Origin of the sequence: Cryobacterium sp. TMT4-31, assembly GCF_004403385.1 — a bacterium.
Lineage (GTDB): Bacteria > Actinomycetota > Actinomycetes > Actinomycetales > Microbacteriaceae > Cryobacterium > Cryobacterium zongtaii.
Map to the genome: position 1 here is coordinate 61,400 of NZ_SOGI01000054.1, position 21,008 is coordinate 82,407.

The 21,008-nt window shown below is 60.2% G+C and carries 19 protein-coding genes and 1 tRNA gene; 9 read left to right on the forward strand and 11 right to left on the reverse strand.

What is annotated here, in order from left to right:
• Positions 1 to 52: 52 nt before the first annotated feature.
• The 3 genes from E3T19_RS12485 to E3T19_RS12495 all read right to left on the reverse strand — a co-directional run bounded on the left by E3T19_RS12485 (position 53) and on the right by E3T19_RS12495 (position 2,953).
• Positions 53 to 1,018, reverse strand: coding sequence for a hypothetical protein (locus tag E3T19_RS12485; protein WP_134408981.1), 966 nt, complete (start codon positions 1,016 to 1,018; stop codon positions 53 to 55).
• 308 nt (positions 1,019 to 1,326) lie between these two features.
• Positions 1,327 to 2,442 (reverse strand): hypothetical protein, encoded by a 1,116-nt coding sequence (locus tag E3T19_RS12490; protein WP_134408982.1) that lies wholly within the window; start codon positions 2,440 to 2,442, stop codon positions 1,327 to 1,329.
• A gap of 217 nt (positions 2,443 to 2,659) precedes the next feature.
• On the reverse strand, positions 2,660 to 2,953 hold the full coding sequence (locus E3T19_RS12495) for a hypothetical protein (protein WP_134408983.1): 294 nt from the start codon (positions 2,951 to 2,953) through the stop codon (positions 2,660 to 2,662).
• Between the two features lie 40 nt (positions 2,954 to 2,993).
• Here E3T19_RS12495 and E3T19_RS12500 point away from each other — a divergent pair, with 40 nt between their 5' ends.
• On the forward strand, positions 2,994 to 3,581 hold the full coding sequence (locus E3T19_RS12500) for a hypothetical protein (RefSeq protein ID WP_134408984.1): 588 nt from the start codon (positions 2,994 to 2,996) through the stop codon (positions 3,579 to 3,581).
• 780 nt (positions 3,582 to 4,361) lie between these two features.
• Here the strand turns inward: E3T19_RS12500 and E3T19_RS12505 are convergent.
• The 3 genes from E3T19_RS12505 to E3T19_RS12515 all read right to left on the reverse strand — a co-directional run bounded on the left by E3T19_RS12505 (position 4,362) and on the right by E3T19_RS12515 (position 6,602).
• Positions 4,362 to 5,039, reverse strand: coding sequence for a S8 family serine peptidase (locus tag E3T19_RS12505; protein ID WP_134408985.1), 678 nt, complete (start codon positions 5,037 to 5,039; stop codon positions 4,362 to 4,364).
• A gap of 29 nt (positions 5,040 to 5,068) precedes the next feature.
• Positions 5,069 to 5,809, reverse strand: a complete 741-nt coding sequence (locus E3T19_RS12510) for a hypothetical protein (protein WP_134408986.1) — start codon at positions 5,807 to 5,809, stop codon at positions 5,069 to 5,071.
• A 508-nt stretch (positions 5,810 to 6,317) separates the two neighbouring features.
• The gene (locus tag E3T19_RS12515) at positions 6,318 to 6,602 is read right to left on the reverse strand and encodes a hypothetical protein (protein WP_134408987.1); all 285 of its coding nucleotides are present in this window, start codon (positions 6,600 to 6,602) and stop codon (positions 6,318 to 6,320) included.
• Between the two features lie 288 nt (positions 6,603 to 6,890).
• Between E3T19_RS12515 and E3T19_RS12520 the strand changes: the two genes are divergently transcribed.
• The 3 genes from E3T19_RS12520 to E3T19_RS12530 are packed head-to-tail and all read left to right on the forward strand — an operon-like array spanning position 6,891 to position 8,123.
• A complete protein-coding gene (locus E3T19_RS12520; RefSeq protein WP_134408988.1) occupies positions 6,891 to 7,268 on the forward strand; it encodes a hypothetical protein in 378 nt (125 codons plus the stop codon).
• Positions 7,265 to 7,684 (forward strand): helix-turn-helix domain-containing protein, encoded by a 420-nt coding sequence (locus tag E3T19_RS12525; RefSeq protein WP_134408989.1) that lies wholly within the window; start codon positions 7,265 to 7,267, stop codon positions 7,682 to 7,684. The genes E3T19_RS12520 and E3T19_RS12525 overlap by 4 nt, the downstream gene beginning before the upstream one ends.
• Positions 7,677 to 8,123, forward strand: a complete 447-nt coding sequence (locus E3T19_RS12530) for a hypothetical protein (RefSeq protein ID WP_134408990.1) — start codon at positions 7,677 to 7,679, stop codon at positions 8,121 to 8,123. The genes E3T19_RS12525 and E3T19_RS12530 overlap by 8 nt, the downstream gene beginning before the upstream one ends.
• A gap of 339 nt (positions 8,124 to 8,462) precedes the next feature.
• Here E3T19_RS12530 and mobF read toward each other — a convergent pair whose 3' ends face one another.
• Complete coding sequence (gene mobF, locus E3T19_RS12535; protein ID WP_134409000.1) at positions 8,463 to 11,948, reverse strand: MobF family relaxase; 3,486 nt, start codon at positions 11,946 to 11,948, stop codon at positions 8,463 to 8,465.
• A gap of 475 nt (positions 11,949 to 12,423) precedes the next feature.
• On the opposite strand from mobF, the gene E3T19_RS12540 reads away from it, so the two are divergent.
• Entirely contained in the window at positions 12,424 to 12,780 is a 357-nt protein-coding gene (locus E3T19_RS12540) for a hypothetical protein (protein WP_134408991.1), read from the forward strand.
• Positions 12,781 to 13,019: 239 nt separating this feature from the next.
• On the opposite strand, the gene E3T19_RS12545 is transcribed toward E3T19_RS12540, so the two are convergent.
• A complete protein-coding gene (locus tag E3T19_RS12545; RefSeq protein WP_134408992.1) occupies positions 13,020 to 13,880 on the reverse strand; it encodes an AbiJ-NTD4 domain-containing protein in 861 nt (286 codons plus the stop codon).
• 359 nt (positions 13,881 to 14,239) lie between these two features.
• On the opposite strand from E3T19_RS12545, the gene E3T19_RS12550 reads away from it, so the two are divergent.
• The 3 genes from E3T19_RS12550 (at position 14,240) to E3T19_RS12560 (ending at position 17,821) form a co-directional block, all read left to right on the forward strand.
• Positions 14,240 to 14,872, forward strand: coding sequence for a hypothetical protein (locus tag E3T19_RS12550; RefSeq protein ID WP_134408993.1), 633 nt, complete (start codon positions 14,240 to 14,242; stop codon positions 14,870 to 14,872).
• A 1-nt stretch (position 14,873) separates the two neighbouring features.
• The gene (locus tag E3T19_RS12555) at positions 14,874 to 15,383 is read left to right on the forward strand and encodes a hypothetical protein (protein WP_134408994.1); all 510 of its coding nucleotides are present in this window, start codon (positions 14,874 to 14,876) and stop codon (positions 15,381 to 15,383) included.
• 395 nt (positions 15,384 to 15,778) lie between these two features.
• Entirely contained in the window at positions 15,779 to 17,821 is a 2,043-nt protein-coding gene (locus tag E3T19_RS12560) for a hypothetical protein (protein ID WP_134408995.1), read from the forward strand.
• 591 nt (positions 17,822 to 18,412) lie between these two features.
• Here the strand turns inward: E3T19_RS12560 and E3T19_RS12565 are convergent.
• The 3 genes from E3T19_RS12565 to E3T19_RS12575 all read right to left on the reverse strand — a co-directional run bounded on the left by E3T19_RS12565 (position 18,413) and on the right by E3T19_RS12575 (position 20,116).
• Entirely contained in the window at positions 18,413 to 19,600 is a 1,188-nt protein-coding gene (locus E3T19_RS12565) for a tyrosine-type recombinase/integrase (protein ID WP_134408996.1), read from the reverse strand.
• A 6-nt stretch (positions 19,601 to 19,606) separates the two neighbouring features.
• Positions 19,607 to 19,861, reverse strand: coding sequence for an AlpA family transcriptional regulator (locus tag E3T19_RS12570; protein ID WP_241980211.1), 255 nt, complete (start codon positions 19,859 to 19,861; stop codon positions 19,607 to 19,609).
• A 178-nt stretch (positions 19,862 to 20,039) separates the two neighbouring features.
• Positions 20,040 to 20,116: transfer RNA gene (locus tag E3T19_RS12575), tRNA-Pro, on the reverse strand.
• Between the two features lie 327 nt (positions 20,117 to 20,443).
• Here E3T19_RS12575 and E3T19_RS12580 point away from each other — a divergent pair.
• Entirely contained in the window at positions 20,444 to 20,914 is a 471-nt protein-coding gene (locus tag E3T19_RS12580; RefSeq protein ID WP_088455772.1) for a hypothetical protein, read from the forward strand.
• The last annotated feature ends 94 nt before the right edge of the window (positions 20,915 to 21,008 follow it).

A 21,008-nucleotide genomic window follows, 5' to 3' on the forward strand; every position in this document is an offset into this window, starting at 1 on the left:
TCCTGCAAACCGGGCCGTGGCATGGGACGCACTCTGAATTCCCGTAAGCCCGTTAAGCAGTCTCGTGCGCCGACCCGACGTAATCCTTCCAACTCTGGAAGTCGTGTTCGGCAGGCGGCTCTTCATCGACTAGCTCGTGCCGCGACGTTCGGATGCAATCTCGCACATCCTGACGCACCCAGGACTCGGCTGCAGACGAGATTTCCGGGGTCCCCGCTCTGACCCACATTGCTTCGAAGATCGCTCGAAGCGTGGCGCGATTGTCGGCGATCAGACTCGCGGCTTTCTCCCGCGGCAGTATCTTGGCGATGCCGTTGAGTACATCAGCGGTCGTGCGCACTGGGAAGTACGTCGTGTCCAGGAAGATGGGGAAAGTCTTCGGCTCCTTCCGGGCACCTGTCCTCTCGACGTCGTTTGTGTCCCAGATGACATTGACGTCCAGGCTTCCATCGTTGATGACGGTTATCTCGCGGACCTCCTCACTACCAGGAGTATGGCTGTAGGCCAGAATCTGAGGTGCCGCTAGGTGACTCTTCTGGTCGGTGTCTCGATAGAAACGTGGGTGATTCGCGTTGCAGCTTGCAATGCTGTGCTCAGAGTCACAGCCGGGATCAACGGCGAGAAGCCAATCCATCGCTTGTCCGGGTACGATCGCTCGGGACCGAAAGGCTGCCAGGGGGGTCTGCTTCCAGTGGGCGGCAGCCCATCTTGGCTTGTGCTCGGCTGTCAACGCCCGTCCTTCCTGGCAAAGGCAGGACGCCAACCAGTCCGCGTCGTTTCCCCGCTCCGAAACAGACCAATCACCCCAGCCACAATTGCAGCTGGCTTTCGCAGCGGAAGCCACGTCCTGCCCCCAAATGCCGGTGATAATTGCTTCGTTGAGAACCGGATCCCCGTTTCCGGTTAGCGCCGCCAGCTCTGCGTTGATGTAGCGTTCCCAGGCGCGATAGGAAACACGATGTGTTTGGCAAGCGCGGGCGCCCCGGAGGCAGTAGATCAGTTCCGGTGTTTGTGTCATCGCAGCTATACCTTTCGTTTGGTAACCCGAGTGTAAGAGCGTCCTCCGACAATGCACGAACACCGCAAGTACGTGAACCCTGTCAGCGCCGACTGAAAACAGGACCATACATGCCGATGGGAAACAGGACCGCCGATCGGCGGCGAAGGTGAACGACGTGAGCCGCACCATGCCGAGCTGAGTCCAGGTCTCGTGAGTCGTCTTGCACATCAAAGTCGGACAGGTCGTTCATGACACCTCGTTTACCAAGGGACGCTTCGAACCCTACAACTTCACGTGGACCGGCCCCGACGACTGTTCGGGCCCATTCACGATCGTCGCGAGTCATCATCGGCCCGAAACTTGGATTCCTGCACGGCGAAGGGTGCCAAAAGGTCCTCCAGGTTGTAATCGAACGCAGTGAGATGCGGTCGGTAAGCAGCCTGATTCTCGTAGCCCTGTGCGTCCTCAACGGGTGGATGTTCGATGAATAATAGATCACCTGAGTCTTCTTCGAATTGGAGCCGAACCCCACTCTCGCGATCACCGGTCATCGCAATTCGAAAATTCTCGTCTAAGCCACCGGCGGGGACGCGATTCAGGTCGAGGCTGTCAATAGTATTTTCGATCAGCGCGAACGCAAGGCCGGACCGAAAATCGCTAATAAGAGCCGCATCTTTGTGGAGCGCCACAAGTTCGTCACTTCCGCGGCCCTCTTCGAAGGGCAGGTGGCCATCCGCAACGGCTCCGAACCCAACGTTAACCGCTGCGAAAAATTCGCTAGTCCTCCGCGAAGCCACCTCGAGCAAAGGGTTGAACACGGTGATCTTTTGGTCGTCCGTGAGGACGTCCCATCTCAGCATCGTTTGGGACAAACGAGAAATGCACTCCAGCATCAAAGGGCGGTTGTCCCATGCGCCCGTTACTGACTGCACAAATGTCCGGAAATCATCGTCATCGCTTTTCTGGCGGCTACCGTCTGAGGAACTAGTCACAATTATTGTTTCGGATCCACCGTCATGATTTACTTCCCAGTTGGGTAATAGCGCAGCGAGGGCGTCAGCGGAAGACCAGGCAATCAATGCAAGGGGCAGCGGATGACGCCGCGAGCGCCCATTCCGAACGTGAGCCTGAGTGACGTCCTCCCAGCCCTGTCGCACTGCATCAGACGCATTCAGGGCAAGGAGGTTCACATGACCGACCAGATCCCGACTTTGCGAGATTCCCATCGGATCCGCGCTGAAGCTTGTTTGGAGAAACGTAAGCAGCTTCGCGACTGCTTCTAGTTCACGGTGACCGCGCGCCATGTCTCGGTCGAGTTCACGCTGCTTCAAGGCCATCCGGGACGTGTGTCGGTTCGTTGCGATGAGAATCCACACCGATGCCAACGCGCCAAGAACTGAACCAATCAATCCGCTCAGCAGATTTTGAACCCAGATTTCCAATGCTCCCCCAACAACTATCGCCTACCCGGAACTGGGCGTGCGAACGGTGTTAGCTTGGCACAAGGGAGCCTGGCTGAGTGGACGGTCGCGCGTTAGACCGACCCTGGCAGTGTCGGAGGCTCTCGGATGAAATCGGGTAACCCGACCGCCGGGACCTCGGCCCGGGGCGGAATCGGCGCTTGGTCCTAAGCAGCACGACCATGCGCCCTCCCCATGATCAAGCTCGGAGTTCCAGGTCAGAGCCGGGGTCGGTGACGCGAGCATCGGCGAATTGACCAGAGAATCGGTGCTTCGCCGGTGTCAGCCACTTCGTCAGCGCACCGTTACCTTCATCCTTCACCCAAGCTTTCGCTGCACCCTCGACCTCGGACTCTTCGTAGATCAGCGCGTGGTCGAGCTTGTTCTGCAGCTCGTGGATCACGTTCGGGTCTGACACTTCGGCGAGTTCTGCCGAGCGGTAGTGGCGCGAAGCAATGCGCCGTCGCCATGTCCCCGACGGCGGACTGTTCATCTCGCGCCACTGGAAACCAGTGGCCTATAGGGTCGATATCGTGACCAACCTATTGAACTTCGTAACTGAATTGGCGCCAACCGTGACCACGCTTGGGCTGATCGGTGTCACGGTCTGGTACGCAGTGCAAACTCAAAAAATGGCGAGGTCTGCGCGCGATGCTGCGGAGAGTTCACGACAGGCAGCGGAATACTCCGCGCGATCGGCTGCGATCGCTGCGGCTGGTGTCCGAGTCGATTTCCATATCGGTCCGGTTTACGCGATTGGATTTGATTTTGATGGACTCCCGTTCAAAGGCGTACGGATCGAGTGCTCGGAAGCGTCCGTATACGTGCACGATGTTGTCGTAGGTGAAGCGTGGGCACTCGACCCAGCTGAGGCGAACGGCCCGACCTCGTACACAACGATTGAGATCTTCGCAGAAGGAAAAATTCCACCAGTGATCGGTCTGGAGTCTTCTCCGGTCCTCATGCACCGCCATGAGTCCACTTTCCTAGAGTTTGATTCTCAGCATTGGACAGAGTGTGAACCGGCAAACCTGACAGTTGATATCGACTACTCGTTCGACGGCCTCGAACCTCTGCGGCGCCGCACCATCGAATGGCAGCGGAGCGACGAGGACTTCTAATAAGGGCTACTGGGCGCTGCATCAGAGTGTGAACGGTGCTCTGGACATTCTGCCTACTCACAGGGAACCGATGGCCTCTTTTTCGACGACGCACTCGAGTGTCCTGGGCTCGGCGGAGTTGAGCGGTCCACCAAACAGACTGGAGTGGAACGCACGGCAGTATTCGGGCGTGCGATGCTTCGAACGTCGGCGTCTATCGGATCTGCCGCGTCGGCCGGATCGGCTTGGCGGGCCGGCGATGGCAGCTGTCAACCGCCCATTTCTTTGGGACCACGTTCGGTACATGGCTCACAAACGGCCGACAGCATTACCGAGAACAGGGCGTCCGATAAGAGCGGCCTTGTCCCCAAGGCCGAAACCCACCAAGCACGCAATGCTTCGCGAGTGTTCGGCGACTGACCGTGTCCGGAGCACTCTGTTGCTCCAGCAGGCGGTCCATGTACTCACGGGTGCGGCCCGAAAGGGACTTGCCGCCGGCCGTCACTGGAACCTTTCCCCATGGGTTGCGGACAGACTTGACAGTCCATTCGTCGAGGTTCATTGTGCCCGTGCCATGGTCTCAACTTAGCCACAACAGCAGACAATGCTGGCACTGCAGCGCCAGGCTGACCGGTCCCGGGTGCTCTGTGCTGACCGATATGAGCGGTTATGACTTTCGGACCGAAAATTGGCGTGAGGTCGGCCGCCGAAACCGGGGGTTGCGTACCGGCCGCGATTGAAACGAGTTGCGGCGCCGCCGGGACGCTGGTCCCGCCCAGGAAAACCGGTGCATGCGACTTGCTAGGGCACCGGGACCCAGTTGGGTGGGAAAATAGTCACGTCGCCCGGGGCGGACCATTCGTCGGGCGTCGCTACTGAGAATGCGGACTTTGCTGGGCAGTACGCCACGCCGGGAGAGTTGCCCGCCGCACACACGACAGCGAGATGCGCCTCTTTCCATAGCTGCTTCACCGTGTGACAGAGCGGACAGTCGTTTTCGCACGACGGCGAGCGCCTGCCTGCCGAGAGGTTGATGACGCCCACTCCCGCACGCCCCTCCAACAACGTTCCAGCTACCCGCAACGCATGGTTGAGCAGCTCGATCGACGCTTGCCCCTGCGCATTCATGGCCTTCACACTAATGATCTCAGCTGTCGGAACGTCCACCGCGAGGATCGCCGCTACGGCGGTACCGTGGCCGTTCTCATCACGCGTTCCTTCACCGGTTAGGTCAAGCTGCTTGATCACACGCCCGACAAGACTCGGGTGGTCGACGCAGACACCGGTGTCAATGACCACGAAGGTGAGCTGGCTAGTTGAAAGACCATTAGGAATTATTAGCCCAGACACCGGTACTAGGCGCCATCGTCCGTCCGGTGCACGGAGCTTGTCCATGATCGGGCCCTCTGCGTTCAGGACCTCCACAGGGTCTGCGTTGTCGAATCCGCTGCCTGGGAGGTCACCGTCGCCGCGACTCACCTAAAGTGTCTCCTTCGTCGGGCACGGGATTAACTTTCGGGATTCGAGGGCTTGTCTCCGCCTGCGCCTGACGTCGCCGTCACCGCTCCCACCCCGAGGAGAGTTCCCAAAATCCCGACACCCGCAGCAGCGTCGAGAATCTTTGTTGACATGAGAGCCGAAATCACACCAACCCCGAATATCACAACGACCAGGCGTCCCCAGTTCTTGATCACAAATGGGAGCGCAATCCCGGACGACGAAGCCGAAACTGGAGCTTCTGCGGCGGCAATCACCACGTCCTTGCCAAGCGTTTTGGTTACGTTATCGCCATCAAAGTAGGTGGCCGAGACCTTATACCTCCCCGCCTTGTCGAAAGTTGTCGCGAAACCTGTACCGGAGCCGCTCGGGGGAAGCCCGCCGTCGGCAACCCATGAGACCTCACCGGCGACTCCCATTAGAGCAAACACCAGCTGGGTGGAGGGGACACCTGTGTCAGGACCCAGGATTGCCGGCTCTGCGCCTTGTATTGCTGCATCGTCGGTTGTCGTTTTGGGTGTCTGACCGTTTTTGACCGCCGAATTGATGACCTTCAAGAGTTGTACATGGTAGTTATACGCGAAGACCAGGGCAATGGTGATGACGGCGAGCGCAGCCACAAGGATGAGAATGGCGAGGTAGTAGTTGGAGAGCGCCACGTTCGCCGCGATGGTGGGATCACCCGGATTGGGGGATGGAGTTGGGGTCGCGGAAGCATCAACAACAAGGATGAGCAAATCGGCAAGATTCATCGCTCTACGGCCCTTCTGCTTTGTGTGCAGATCCTGACAGCAAACGGAACAAGCGTCAATGGAATCCTGTGGTTCATACGAGGAACATCATTCTTGCCGGGCGTTGGATACTCGAGGCCGGAACCTTCGACAATGATCGCTGACTACATGCCCACCCGCGGAAGCGCTACCGGCCGGACAATATCCAGCCTCGACCGATCTTCGATCGCCGGCGCCGCCGGTGTGATTGAGAACCTTCAGGCGACGCCCACAGCCTGGAGGTCAGCCTTCGGCGATGCGCCACCCGATAAGGGGGGATGCGCATCTCGATTGTCGCTCTTCAGTGGCCATTCTTTGCGCTTGAGTATCGTCGCGGACATTAGGACGAACCCTGACGCGGGCATCGGCGGAACCAACTACCGCCGATTCTTCTAGTTGGCAGCAACGACCAAAGCCCCTGCAACCAGGTTTTCCCTTCCTGCTAGAGCGTCGGCTTCGTCACGACGCTCACGTTACATGGATAGACCGACTACATCCGGTAGTACTCATCAGGCTCGAAGTTTGATTTCCAGCCGCGATTCTTCGGGTGAGTGGATAGCCATCGCCCGAGTTCCCTAAGCACTTCGCTAGGGTCTTCGAGAAGCACGACCTGACGATGGACGAAGGTCTTGTAAGTTACGTTCGCCCGCAGTTCGTGCGCGGGTTTCTGCTGGGCCCGACGGATCTCGCGCAGCGGTCGCATGAGATCGGTGACGACGGCCTTGTCGATGCCTTTGCTCTCGATGAAGTTGGCCAGACGGGTGAGCGTCCCCAACGCCTGCTCCTGGGAAGAGCTTATCCGCGGGGTTTTCTTGAATCATCGGTCCGGCATACCCAGTAAGGGGGTCCCCGGGCGAAACGGAACCGGACCGGCGGTTAGGCTCATCAAATGCGACTGTTCAATGACCCGTCCCGATGCAGTGCGGGGCGAGCAGTTGGTTTTCGATGGTTCGGGTTCCCACGGTGTGACTCAGGGGATGAGAAGGATTTATCCGTAGCAACCGAGGCCTTCTTCATAGCCTTAGATACCCCCGGGCGGGTATGGAGTCCCTACAACAAGGCCATGGCAAAGATGGAGTTCCAGCGCCGAATCCAGAAGGCAAGCCGTGGCGAACTGACTCCGGTTTCGGAAGTCAAGCATGTGGATGAGACCAATCCTCCGCCGCTTTACGAGATTCGCTGGCAGACGATCAACGTGACAACGGTCGTCGATGGTGTGACTCAATTCGGTAACACACTTGTGCGTTTGTACCACTCCGAACCCGCGGCAGCGCTGGATCATTTCGTTGGGCATCACATCCACGAGAAGTCGTTAGCAGGCGATATCAACAGTGCCCAGGATGCTGAGATCGGGATCGCGAAGCGCTTTTATGACAGCGGAGAGTCCCAGCTCTGGGGAATTGCCCCCGAACCCGATTCGGATATAGAGTCTGGTCTATGACGAAGGATATCGCTCGATTAGAGCTCCTCGCTGGAGATCTCATAGATGAGCACGATCGCCTGCTGACGGAGCTCAAGGCTCAACGCAGGAAGCACAATCTCACTCAGAACGACGTGGCGGAGCGAATGGGCGTGAGCCAGCCGACGGTGGCCGCGTTCGAGCACTATGACAGCAATCCAACACTCGCGAGCGTCCGCAGGTACGCGTTGGCCGTGGGCGCGAACATCGAACATACCGTGACTGACGCCTGCTGCACCGACGACGACTCGTTTGAAGCTATCGTGAAGTCGGTAAGAATTCCGGGTGCCGCCGGAGCCATCTGGTCCAAGTCGGCACGCTTGGGCGGATGGAAAACTGGGGATCACGCGCCCGCCCCCGTTCGTCATGTAACTCGATTTGAGTCCATGGATGCCTGACGTCGAGGCGATCACCGTCGAAAGCGTGGTGGAAAACTCCTCCCTTTCTGACATCTCCGTGTTTGAGCTCTCCGCCCGGCGCGGGAAGGTGACTCCGGATTCAGAAGAAGGCGAGTCCGTCGAACCCTCCTATGGGATGCAGATCGACTATCGCGACGCGGACAACGGGTTCCGAGTGCGCCTGGTGACCCGCTTCGATACTGATCTGGGGGTCATCGTTTCAGACGTTGGCGCCGAGTACACGCTGGAGGGCATCGGCGCTCGGTCTATACCTCGACACGTACTTCTTGATTTCGTCAACAACGTCGCGATAATGGCCCTCGTGCCATACGTCCGCCAATCTATTGCAGACATCACTCTGCGCGTCTTTGGATCGGCGCTTCTCATGCCGATGATTCGACGTGGCGAGATTGAGTTCTCCGTAGACGAAACGGAGTAGCAGAGCAGGCTGCACACTCAGCGCTGGCCGCGCAATTCGTTAGTTACCCGCAAGCACAGCGACCCGGCACGAGGGGCATGCCCAGAACGGGCGGGATGCGGAGCCGACCGGTTCGCAGAGCACCAGGCATGAGGGGCAATGCGGCGCGTCGATCGCGGCGAGGTCGTCCATGCCTGGCAGTGTACGCCGTGAGCCCGGCTCAGGTGCTCCACTTCCCCGGGTCCACTGGCCCGGCGGCAGCAAGATGCCTACATGGATGATCAAGAGTTGGCTACCGTCGCTCCACGGTCCAGGGATGTTCTACGGGTTCAAGTTCCACCAGCACTCAGGCATTAAATGTTACATGCGGACGCGCAGAGGTGAAGGCCCCGTCGTACGACCTGGGCGCCGTATCGCATCAGCGTCCTGTTCCTCTGCGATCCGCTTAGCGGCCTGTATCGCGCGCCGAGCTTGAGCGTTATCACGTCGTTGGGTCTGTGTCTGCGGCGCGGGACCAAAGGCTCTCGTGCCAACTATTGCGTAGCGGTCTCGGTATGCCGCCACCGTTCGCGCCTGCTGTCTCCAACTGGATGTCTCGAGTCGTCGTGGGACGACACCGAGTGCCCGAGTCCACCTGGCGCCTCCGAGCAATGCTTCGTCGAGTACCGCGTTCGCCCGCGATTCGATCAAGTCGCTGCGCTCGTCGAGAGCCTGGCGCATCTCCATGGTCATCGGTCCGATCGCCTTCGGGATGAGCCCCGCGATAAGTCGCGGCGTCCTGAGCGCTCGAGTCGGGCGCGCATCACCCGCCACCGCCGTCGTTATCCGGGAGCATAGAACGGCCGCCACATCCTCAGCTTCCTCTATCCCTCGTGCTGCAACCGCACGAGCCACCAGGCTTTCGACGTCGAGGTAGTGGGCTTCAGCTCGCCGGAGCTCCGCCGTCAGCGCCCCGAACGCAGAAGACTTGATGGCATCCTCAGCCTGGCCGGGTGAGAGCCTACTGCCGCGCACCAATGACGCCCATCTGTCGTGCTGCGCGGCCGCCGCGATGGTCTCGTACTCTGCCGCGAGCTGGGCAACGGAACCCCACGTATCCTGCTGCACCACGATCGTTTCGTGTGCGGACAGCTCGGCGCCGACGTGCTGTAGAACGCCACAAAGGACGCTGCGAGCTGTCGCATCCTTGTCGGAGCCCGGGTGCGGCCCAATGTGGGCAGCATCGGGTCGGTCAACGGCGACGTAGGCGTGGTTGGCTTCGCGACCTCGCGTCATTGCGACGTAGAGGTTTTCGCGCGTCATGCTTGCGGTGACGACGACGTGTCCGGTGTCGGTCGTGATGCCCTGCGCGCGGTGCGACGTGACGGCGTAGCCGAGTTCGAGGTGGTGCTTGACGTAGTCCGCGGGTAGCCGTACTGTGCTCCCCCATCGGTGGCCGTGCAGGCGGATATGGACCGAGCCGTTCCGGCTCACCCCGGTCACGGTCCACCGGTCTCCGTTATGCACCCACGTTCGGGCAGCGCGCAGCTTCCGGTCGTTTCGGCGCGTGATCACCGTGTCACCGACAGCGGCACGGTTTCCGTCGTGGAGGGCGACTTCGCGGACCGCGTCTATGCGACCTTCGAGGATGAGTTCTGTGCGGGCGCGTGCGTTCAGCGCGGCGACCGTCTCGTTCGAGTCGCTGATCAGGACGGTCGCCCTGCCTGCTCGGGTGTCTGCGCGCCAGGCCGTGTAGGCGGCATCCATTATCGACTCGGTGGCGCCGCCGTTCACTCTGGCGTGTGCGATGTAGTGGTCGATCGAGTCGGGGTCACCTTGGCGCAGTCTGAGGGAGGCTGTCTTCTCCCACTCGTGTGTGAAGCGGTGCACCTCGACGAGTTCGGGGGCATCTGCCCGGCTGTGTACCAGCATTGAGAATGCGCCTCCGGCGTCCTCCGAGTGGAGCTGCGCGTAGTCGCCGACTAACAGGACCTTTGCACCGGCGCACGCGGCAACCGTGGTGATCCGGTCCAAGGAGAGGGTGCCCGCTAAGGATGCTTCGTCGACGATGATGAGCTGGCCGGCGTGGAAGGTTTCTCCGTGGTCGAGGTGGTTCTGCCACCACTTCGCCAGGTTCTCGGTTGGGATGCCGAGGTCTTCTGCCAAGACTTGAGCGGCTGCGGCCGAAGGAGCAAGCCCCACCACCGAGCCGGCATGGTGCGTGGCCTCCCAGACGTGCCGAAGCGCACTCATCGCGGTGGTCTTGCCTGCACCGGCCGGACCAACCAAAACATCGACGGCTCGCCCAGACCCAGCGATCGCCGTGAGCGCCGAGAGCTGGTCGTCAGCAAGCACCACGCCACTCGGCAGCTGTGTGCGTGAGAGTCCACTAAGCGTGGCCGGGGACACTCGAGGCCCTGTCATGTCCGCCGCACGGTCCAGCAGCCGAGCCTCGGCATCGAGCAGTTCCGTCGAGGTGAAGACGATGGCGTGCTTCGGCCGGAAGACGGACGTGCCGTCAGCTCGCAGGAACGAAGTAGGGCTCGACGCGAGCTCGGGTGGAGTGATCCGCAACGAGGCCCGCTCGACGGCCTCCACGACAAGGCCGATGACGGCTTGGCGATCAGACGCCGAGGCGAATCGTTGTTGCGCCAGCTGGCGTGCTGCCTCGGCGGCGAGATTCCAATGCCGCCAGGTCGCACGCTTCTCGCTCACCGACGTCATCACTCTGCTCCCGATCTGATCGAGCGCCTCCTTCGGCAGGCCCTCGGCCCGCAACGTGGGCGCCAGCGAGGATGTGGATGCCGTGGATGCCCATGTCGTCGCGTCCTCACCAAGCACCCGCTCCGCTCGTTCGCGCCACGCGGCGGTGAGTTCGGCGAGCGAGTGCACCTCCTTCGTGGGCCGCGTGGAGAGTGTCGCCTGGGCGCGTAGCTTCATTATCGTCACCGGGCCTGGCCGGCGGCCGTGCCGTTCCAGGAAGGCATCGATGAGGGCGTCGGTCGCGATGTCGATGTGCCGTGACCGCGATGAAAACTCCGCGACGAGCGCCTCATGAACTGAACTGATCGACAGCGCCGGATGGCGATCCCTCCCCCGCTCCCGCATCTCCCACTGCACGCCCAGGGATCGCGTCAACGCGTCCGCGAACAAGGACTCGTGCAGTTCGGAGAGCGCGACGACGGCAGCGTGCATCGGCCGGCCGTCGAGCGAGCGCCACCTGCCGTCGAGCACGGTTTGCACCTTGTTGCTGATCACCACGTGCGTGTGCAGGTGCGGGTCGCCGGCCCGGCTGTCGAAGTGGTCGAACGCCGTGGCGATCAGGCCCGTGACATCAACTTGCGCGACGGCTCCGTCGTACGCGGTTGTTCCTGTCCTTGTCGCCGCAACCTCGCGCTCCATGTACGCCACGACCTCGGAGACCGCCGCATGATGCGCCTGCACGATCTGCGACTGTGTGGCTGCGTCCGCTACACCCCAGAGGATGCTTGCCGACTTCGGAATAGAGAACGTGAAGTCGTACCCGGCGACTGCGCGCCGCCGGGTAGTAGTCTGCTGAGCGCTGTCGGGCAATGCAGGATCGGCTTGCCTCTGGTAGTCGGGATAGGCGCGACCGAGCGGTGCCGCATCGACCGGGTCTCGCCCCATCCCGATCAGTCTCTGCAACTGGGCCTCCGTGACCTCGGCACCCTCGAGGATACGACCCGAACCGAGGCCCGGCAGACCGCTTCCCATCCATCGACCCGGTGGCGTGCCCTTCGCACTGTAGTAGCGGGTCAACGGCGTGGACAGTGACCGCTGCCCGTCGCCGGCAACGACGGTACGCAGCAAGTACTTGTAGCCATCGCCGGCGCTCATCACCCGCATCGACACCGTCACCACGGCCTCCTCCGCTTTCACGTAGAAGGTGTGCCGCCTCGATCTGCAAGAGGCGTGGCAATTCGACTGTGGGATTTTAGGGGTCGCTCGGGACACCGTTTCTGGTCAGGCTGATGTCGGCGATCAGCAGGCCGAAACGGCCTAGTTCCGCCATTACATACGCTAATAGGGCGTCGCGGACGCGGGCGCCGGCGTGGGATATTTGTTGACAGTGCTCAAGCTCGTTCTGCACGCAGCCATGAGCTAACGCATTGGAAAGGTGCGAGTGAGTCGAACCGAACTTCGTGTGTTCTTGGCCAGCCCCGGCGGGCTCGAGCCCTAAGGCGATGCAATTGCTCGCTCAAACCCTATTTGCGAAGCAGAGGCAGAAGACGGACGGACACTAGATGGTCGATTGCGCTAGTCATCGGTAGACCGATATGTGCTCGCTACCGCTGTGGCCACTGCCGATAGGCTGACAGCCATGAATGCAGCTACGTGCGCAATACTGGCGGGAGTTTTTCCCCTAATCCTGATTGCGATCGTTGCTGACCGGCGTGGAATACACCAAGGGCTGAAACGTAGAAGCTGGTACCGGAGGAGCTTTGTTGGCACTGTTGCCGCGTGCCTCCTCGGCATTGTTTACGCGGTTATAGGAGTCCAAGTAGAGGGTTTCAAAGGGCCTGAAGCTTCACTCCTTTGGATACTCTTCACCGTCGCCTTGCTCGCGTTTGCCGCGAGCATCGTGCTGAGTATCGCTACTCAGGAAAACGCGGAGGATCAGTTCGAAACTGAGGCTGAGCGCACGAGCCAAATGCCCGCCCTGGCTGAAGCCCCATGATTCACATACAGCTTCTCATTCGGGCAGCGCGTCCTCGTCCCAGCGCAACGTCCCTGTGCCGATCTCGAACATTCTCGTTGTAGCTGTGGATAGCGTCACCGACGCAAATGCCTGCTTCTCGGTAGCTGGCCGCCTGCCCTCCATTCATTCCACTATCGCCCATGACGGCATGGGTCTCGTTGCGGACCGCGCATAGTCCTCCGGCGTCCAGCGATCGATAACTCGAAGCATTCGGCGCGCTACCCCACGTTTAGCTTGCCCGCCTCGCGAGCCTTCTCGATGAGCAAAGAGACGAATGCGGCACCCGTAATCACAAGGTATTTGGCAATTGCGTGGTCGACGTTCGGGATTCTAAAGGAGCCGTGGCGGACCCCATTCTCGTTTGAAGCCCAGCCGTACATCTTATTCCAAGCCTCGATCTGCACCCCGGAAATGGCCAACCCAGTGTTGGAAAAGTCCTTCAACGCCTTTCCAAGCTGATTCTTCCCAGTAAGGAATTCACACATGGCCTCGACTCCCGACATCGCTTCCTTTACCGTATTCGGATAGTCCGGGGCATTTCGTTCGCTGAGAAGAACGATCGAATTCTCGATGTGCTTGAACACCCCTTCCAGTCCTGGCAACGATGATGCGCTAAGCGCGGCAACAACCGAGTCGGACTCCACTCCAAAATCGATGCGTATCACTCGTCGACGCACAACGCGGTACCCCACAAGGTGGCGAATGAAGACATCGTTCACGCGGTCGGTACTTTGCTCAGGTAGATCGAAAACCAGCGCCGGGATCACCACTTCAAGCAGGTCGAATACGCGGTTGAGTGGTTCTTCGAGCATGACTTGTTTCGACATAGACCAGACGACATCGCCGGATGGAACCTCGTCCACCATTTTTCCGAAGAAATCCGTCCAAACAACCTCCGGCGTCTTATCGAAGATCATCGAGTTGTTTTCCTGGTTGTGATATCCAAACTCCGACTTCCTTATAGCCGGGTAGATCGCGTTCCAGACGGCAATTCTCGTAACGATATCCAGTCCGTCGACTTGCGCAATTGTGCGAGGTTCGGAATAGCCGTTCGCTTCTGAAAATGAAGGATGGGTCATATGCCCAAAGTATCGGTTGTCACCGCTGGTACCTGAATCTGATGCAGGTGGCAATTTGTGCGGTTGCCGATGATCACTGCCCCAGCGCTGTCTCGCAACTTAGGATTTTTCCTAACGAAGCGGATGCGCCGTGCCCTAGGTCGGGACCGCTCGACCGTGATCGGGAATCGCCAGCCCGAAAGCGCGTCAGGTCCGACTGATCTCTGGTCAAGATCCTGTACTAAGACTTCGAGCGCTGCCTACTAGCGCCGTAAGTAGCAGTCGCGATTTCACGGCACAACGTCCTATTGACGGGGTCCCGACACGACAGAGACGCCCTGCTGTCCAATTTCTCGCCTCTGACCCAGTACTCTGAGGCCATGGGGCAGCAGGGCGTCGACTATGAGACTGCCTTCAACGCAGCGAAACAGCGGATTGAATTGTTCCGCGGACGAGCACGATCGGCCGCCGGTTTGACAGGCGCCGGCGCAGGAGCCTTGGCAGCAGGACTCGTCCTGTCCCCGGCCGGCGCCAATTTGCCTTTCCTGGGAAGGCTTCTTGGCCTCGCAAGCGTGATCCTGCTGATTGTTGGAACAGGCCTTTTCGTGACGGCGTCTCTGAAGTACTCGAATCAGGACAGGAACGCGGAACCACTCGCCGGCGAAGCACTAATCCAGCAGTCGGACTCGCTTTTCGAGTCCGTGAAATCGCTCATGAAGTGGGCCAAATGGGTTTCCGGTGTAAGCGTTCTTGCCCTAATACTCTCACTCACCGCCCTTGCGCTCTTGCCCCCAGAAGAAGTCAACGTGGCAGTCGGGACGATTGAGCGACAGCACTTCGTCGGCTGCGACGCCCTTCCGGAAGAGTTCGACGCGCGAACCACGCGAGACATGCTGCTAAGCGGTTCAGAGTTCGTCGAGTTGAAACTTGAACCAGGTGTATGCGGTGAGAGTTCTGGGCCCACGTCAATAATCGTGCTGAGGTCTGCAGTGTCGCTTTCCTGGCGGACTTAGGATGCCGTTCGAACTAGTCGTCGGAGTACGCCACCCGGTTGCCGCTGTGCTGGACAATTGGGACGAGGCGATAGTTGCAGCGGTCAAACAGTCACAACGGGACTGGCCAACGAGAATGGCTTTGCCCGGCGAGGAAATCGTCCAGCTTTTGGTCATCCCCTACCTCGCGGCTAACCATGCAGCGATCGTAGAAAATTCGTTCCTGTCGCAGACTCTGGGCTCAGTCACGGGGCTAGAAAGGGTATTGGTGATTGTCGTCGCCTGCGCGCAGTCACGTCCGCAAGTAACGGAGGCACAAGTGGTGCAGCTCGTACATGCCCAAGGGTTCGGCATAGCAGCTGATACAACGCCCGGCCGCGCGTTCAAACCGTCCCAACTCGAGAGCCTGGTGTACAGCCAGATTGTGAAAGCTGCAGCTACGTATGAAGCCGCCGGACGCATCGCTCGCAGCGAATCGAGTCCCGACCAGAATGTTTCAAACCCGGTTTCGTGGAGGAGTGAAGACTTTTGAATAGCGACGACGTCCACGTTGAGTGGGTAGTAGCGGCCGTTTTGCCGTGGGCCGTTTCACCACACCCGAATTTTTCTGAGGACTCCCCCTCAAGCGCCGCCCTTTTAGCACTTGTGACCGAAAGGCGAGAGCGCGAGCTAGAGCAATACTCTCAGCCCAACGCAAATCACCTCATCGGCTGGAGTTCCGAACTCATTACGAAGGCGCGTGAGTCTCTCTACCTAGAAAGCCAGAAATCTGCCACCGCGGACTTATGGGACATCGCATTTCGGCAGGAGCTCCCAGTTGGAGCGCGGGTGGCCGCGGCCCTCTACGGGAGCGTCGGGCTTGCCGAGTTGGAATTATCGTCCGTGGCTCGAGATAGGCTTCGCGAGCTAGTCCAGGACCTGACACGCTTGCAGAAGCCTGACGCGTTCTCCGCGAGCTTCCGTCTGGCGATTGCAGTGCTCCTGCAACAACTAGTGCATCGAGAGATGGATACTGGTTCCGAGCCTGCCGCCTTCCTGAGCTCACGGGAAGTGCTCGAGTGGCTGCCGCGCGGCCCGATGAAGGCTTTTGACCATTTTCAAGTTTCCAGAGGAATCAGCTGGGGCCCGTCACGCACTCAAGCGGATATCGCGGAGTCTGTTCGCGTCCACGCGCAATCCGCCATGGCGTATTCGGATGCGAACCCTATGAAGGACCTGTGGGTGAAAGTCGTTAGGGGACGATCTGGGTGGGCCGACGCGCGAATGACTGTGCGAGCCGCTAGCCGCGACTCTGCTGTTCTGCGCGATTTGTTCGAATCTGAATTCGAGTCGACGTCCGGCAAGCGTGTATTCATGCGAAGCACTGCCGGCGAGATCGGCATCGACGCGCTGCTGATTTCGGAACTGGCAGGCGATTTTTCGAGGACAAGAAGCAATCGGGAAGAGCTTGCGAAAATACACCTCATCGAACATCCGGGTGATGATTTCTATACCGGTGAGGCGTTGCGTTTACTTCGTCATGCGCGGGCCTCGAGCACGCTTCAGGTCGCCCTCCGTCGCGTTAGAGCTGAGGGGCCCGATCAATCATTGAAGCGAGATGCCCATTTGATTCTTCACCGCCCTTCCGAGATTGGGGTATCCGAACAAGACCTGCAGTTACTCGACTACGCGGCGGACTATCTAGAGCCCGCCGAGTTGAGGACAGCAATTGACCTTGTCTGGCGCCGTCTCGGCGATAGCGATGGTCTCGAGACGAACTGGTCGAATCTGGACAGAGTGTGGAAAACAGTTGGTCGACTTCTTCCGGGCAGCTCCTATGACCAGCAAGTTGCTCAGAAATCATCCGTTTTGCTTAGCCACCCTGAGCTCCTATCGCCGCCTTTTAGCAACACTTTTAGTCAACTAGTAGAGACCATCGATTGGGCGTCCGTAGGGGCTGAGGCGAAGGCCGTCTGGACGTCTTTCGCGGTTCGACATGGGCAGACGATTGATTCGAATGCCGATCTGGAACGCGTGCTACGCGCCATACGCGAGAACGTTAACGGAGAAAAGGGTGTAGGTCTCGAATCCACGGGCGTGAAGCTCGCCGCCTACTTGGCGGATAACGGCTCCGACGACCCGCTTAGGGAAGACGAATTCATTCACGTCTCAGCTGCGAACCTAGTTCTTGCTCTGAACCAGGAAGCTGACCAAGCGAATAAGGGAATCTACTCCTTCGGCGGTCTAGACACATGCAACGTCGCAGTGGCATTCGCCCTGCGCTTCGAAAACGCAGATGTCTGGCGAGCTGTTCTTGAGCACCTCACAAACCCCAGGATCGACGGCGTTCTGAAAGCCCAGGGTCTGGACAGGATTGCTCGCTACCCGAACCAGATTCCGGCCGATGTCGTTCAAGCCCTGACTCTCGATTGGCAGTCGATACTTACAAATGTAAGAAGCGATGGCTTTTTCGTGCGCCCGTCGACAAAAGTATTTGCAGAGGCAGTCCGCGCCGGCGCCAGCCTGAAAATCATGCCTGAGGTCGAGGTACTCGGGGCCATTGTCTCCATGATGTCCGAAGGGGACACGGGAAAGGTACAAGCCGCTAGAACCATCTCCTTTGCCATCCGTGAGGGGGATTCGACATGGGCCCACGCGCTATTGCTCCAACTGTCGCACGAGGCCAATCCAGACGTTAAATTCGAAGCCGGTCAGTCCCTGATCCGAACTTCGACAGCAGGTTCGCTTTTGCAGAAGCCTGTAATCGAACGAATTGGAGAGTTGCTCGAAAGTGAAGGGATTCGCATTCCGATCCGGATGCTCTACACATTCCAGGACCTCGCACCTGGAACCTATCGACATCTCGACGAGTTGCTGCCGAAGGTCTATCTGCTTTCGACCGAGGCCGCTCCGCGGGTTGTGAGGGGTGCAGCCAAGGAGGCAATCCGGGTATGGAACTCACGACAACTCGAAGAACTGGACCGTTCTTAGGCTCATCGCATTCTTTGATTCTTCTTGAAGGCAGGAGCGTGTCCAGTGAGAATGACAGCCCCACAGGATGACCGCCAAGCAGTTTGTGGACGTCCTTCGCCTTTCGAGGATGGAACGATTGCAAACGCTCGATCCTCGGCGCAAAATGGAAGGTAGATCCTCGAAGGCCCGCGCGTTGCATACACGACCTGATCCTCGGGCTTTCGGCAAAACTCCAGATGGGATGGTGGGGCCACCGTGGCACAACCGTGGACGGTGGTTAATTTTCGCCAACGCCGGTCGGTGAGTGCGGCGGTCCGAAGCGAGGATTCCCTGCGAAGCGGCAAAACTCCAGATGGCACGGTGCGGCCGCAACGGCATCACCGCACGCCATCGACATCCGCGAAACTACAGTCGAGGGCCACGCAGGCAGATTTGCTTCGGCACTACAAAAGCCCAGATGGCACGGCGCCGCCAGCGTGGCGGCACCGTGAAGAGTCAGCATCCATCGCGAACGCACAGGCAGGATAGCTGCGGCACTCCGGCCACAGATTCAGTTCCAAGCGGCATAATCCCAGATGGTGCGGTGCTGCCACCGTGGCAGCACCGCATTCAGTCTTCATCCTTCGCGAACGCCCGATCGAGGAGCGCGGCGGTGGCTGGGTTCACCAGTTCGCTGCGTTGGATGTAATGCATGATCGTGACCCTGGTGTCGGTGTGGCCGAGTAGTTCTGCGGCGAGTTCGATGCTGGCGTTGGTGTTGACCGCGGTCGCGACGGTGCGGCGGAACATGTGCGGGGTCACCCCGTTGATGCCCGCACCCTCGAGCACTTGTCGCAGCTGCCGGCGCACGTTCGCGGTGGTCAGAGGGGTGCCGTCCCGGGATTGGAACAGCAGGTCATCCAGGCCCATGCTGCCGACTTTGGCGAGCCGCCGGCGGACTGCGTCGGAGGTGAAGGTGGGGATGGCGACAACGCGGGTGGACTTGGCGGTTTTGGGGTGGTCCTGCCGGAAGGTCTGCTCCCCCTTGCGGCTGACGATAGTGCCGGCCAGGCGGATCGAGGGCACGGGGCTGGTGATGTCAACGTCCCGGCGGCGGATGGCCAGGACCTCGCCGATCCGGGCAGAGGTGCCGAGCATCACCTCGATGATTGCGCCGAGTTGACCGTCGGGCTTGGGGCCGGACGTGTGGTTGACGGCACTCTCCCACTGGGCGATCGCCGCCCGAATCACGTTGACCTCGGGGGCCATGAGTGCGGCGGGGACGTGCGGTTCGCGGTGCAGGCGGGCGACGTGGTCCATCGGGTTCCGCGGCAGGACCTCGTGCCGCACCGCTAGCTCCAGGGCGAGCCGCAGCACCACCCGGGCCTGTTTGGCGCGATTGTAGGAGATCTTCGCGAGCTGCTTGATGAACTTGTCGCACCGGGCCACCCCGATCTCCCGCAAGGCGAGATGGTCGAAGGCGGGTGAGACCAGGGTGCGCATGTTGCGCTCGTAGAGGTTCCGCGTGGTCCTCGAGATCCGGTCCTCAAGGTCGATGTCCTCCAACCAGTAGACCACCAGGTCACTGAACAGGCTGTCCGGGGACAAGCTCGTGTCGGCGGGTTGGAACAGGTCCCGGTCGGCGAGCTTGGCCTTCAGTGCCCGTTCGGCGGCTTTGGTCGTGGCACCGGTGCCTTGCACCAGGCGCGCGTGGCCGTCCCAGTCGCGGTAACGAGTTCGCGCCTCGTAGCGGCCGTTCGGCATCTGGCGGGTGCTGATGTCACCGAAGGTGCCGATGGTCAACCGTTGCCGGGGCATCTCAGCTCACCGCCGATCGGGACGCCTCGGCTCGCTGGTGGACTCGCGCTGTTGGGCGATCCACGCCCGCACGTCGGAGATGGCGAACTTGAGGTGTTTGCCGAACCGGTACGCGGCCGGGCCTTTGCCGTGCACCCGCCAGTCGTAGACCGTGGCGATCGGGATGCCCAGGTAGGAAGCCAGCTCGTGGACGTCCATCAGGGGCTCCAAGCCCCAGTCGTCGGTGGGAGGAGAGGTGGGGTTGTCGTTGTGAATGCTCATACCCAGAAGGTGCGCACGAGAATCCCGGACGATCGGGAGGGACCGAAACCGACCTCAGTCCCTCAGATGACAGGGCCGACTCAACGGCGGAAATGGGCTGAAAGTGATGGGGTAGTGATGGGAACATCAAATCTCTTAACCAAAAAAGTCCCGGAAACCCTTGAGTTTCCGGGACATTTGGTCGGGCTGACAGGATTTGAACCTGCGACCCCCTGACCCCCAGTCAGGTGCGCTACCAAGCTGCGCTACAGCCCGCCGTGCCCGACAGATTCCCGTATGGGCATCCACCGGAGGCAACTGGAATAGCTTACCGCGTCGGCGGAGTGCTCGCGTTCACTTTTGGGGTGTATCTGGGCGCGGGGTGCTGGGAAATGCGGTTGACAATGTTGCAGAGCGACGTAGTGTCTACCGGAGACAGGGCACCGGATCTCGACAGGATCGGTCAACGGGTGGGCTCGGTCAGCGGGTGGGCTCGATCAGCGGGTGCGACGACGATTCTCTGCTCACACATAGGTTGTCCATAGGAATGATGCGTAGCGTGACGCGAGGTCGTCACCGGCCGCTCATACAACGAAGGAAGTTATGTCCCAGAACAGCTCACGTCCCCTGTCCAAGTTCAACCTCGTCTTGGCACTGCTGTGGCTGGTCGACGTGGTCGTGACCGCCGCGGGGTACCTGATCCTGACCTCCTCCAACGCCACCCAGGCCGAGTTCTACACCTCGCAGTCCTCCGACTACGTGGCGTACTTCTCCGCCCAGTCCGGCAGCGGTCTCGGTGCCACCCTGATCGGCACCGGCATCCTGGGCTTCATCATCACCCTCGCGGCCATGGTCGTGTCCCGGTCAATCGCCAAGAACGCCGTCGTGGCGCCCGCCGCTATCGATGACGAGCCGGACTTCGACTTCGATGAGACCGACTTCGACTCCGCCTCCGACACTGACGAGAAGACTGCCGTGACGACGCCGGCTGCCGCCGCGCCGACCGTTGAGGCTCCCACCACCAACACCACCTCGGGCGACGAACCCACCGACGAGCCCAAGACCGCTCGCTAGCTGTGCTGCCCAGGCAGGTTGGTCAATCTGCTGATGGGTACGGCGCCGCCGATTCCGGTGTGGGGCCTGTGGTGATTGTATTCATGGAGCCAAG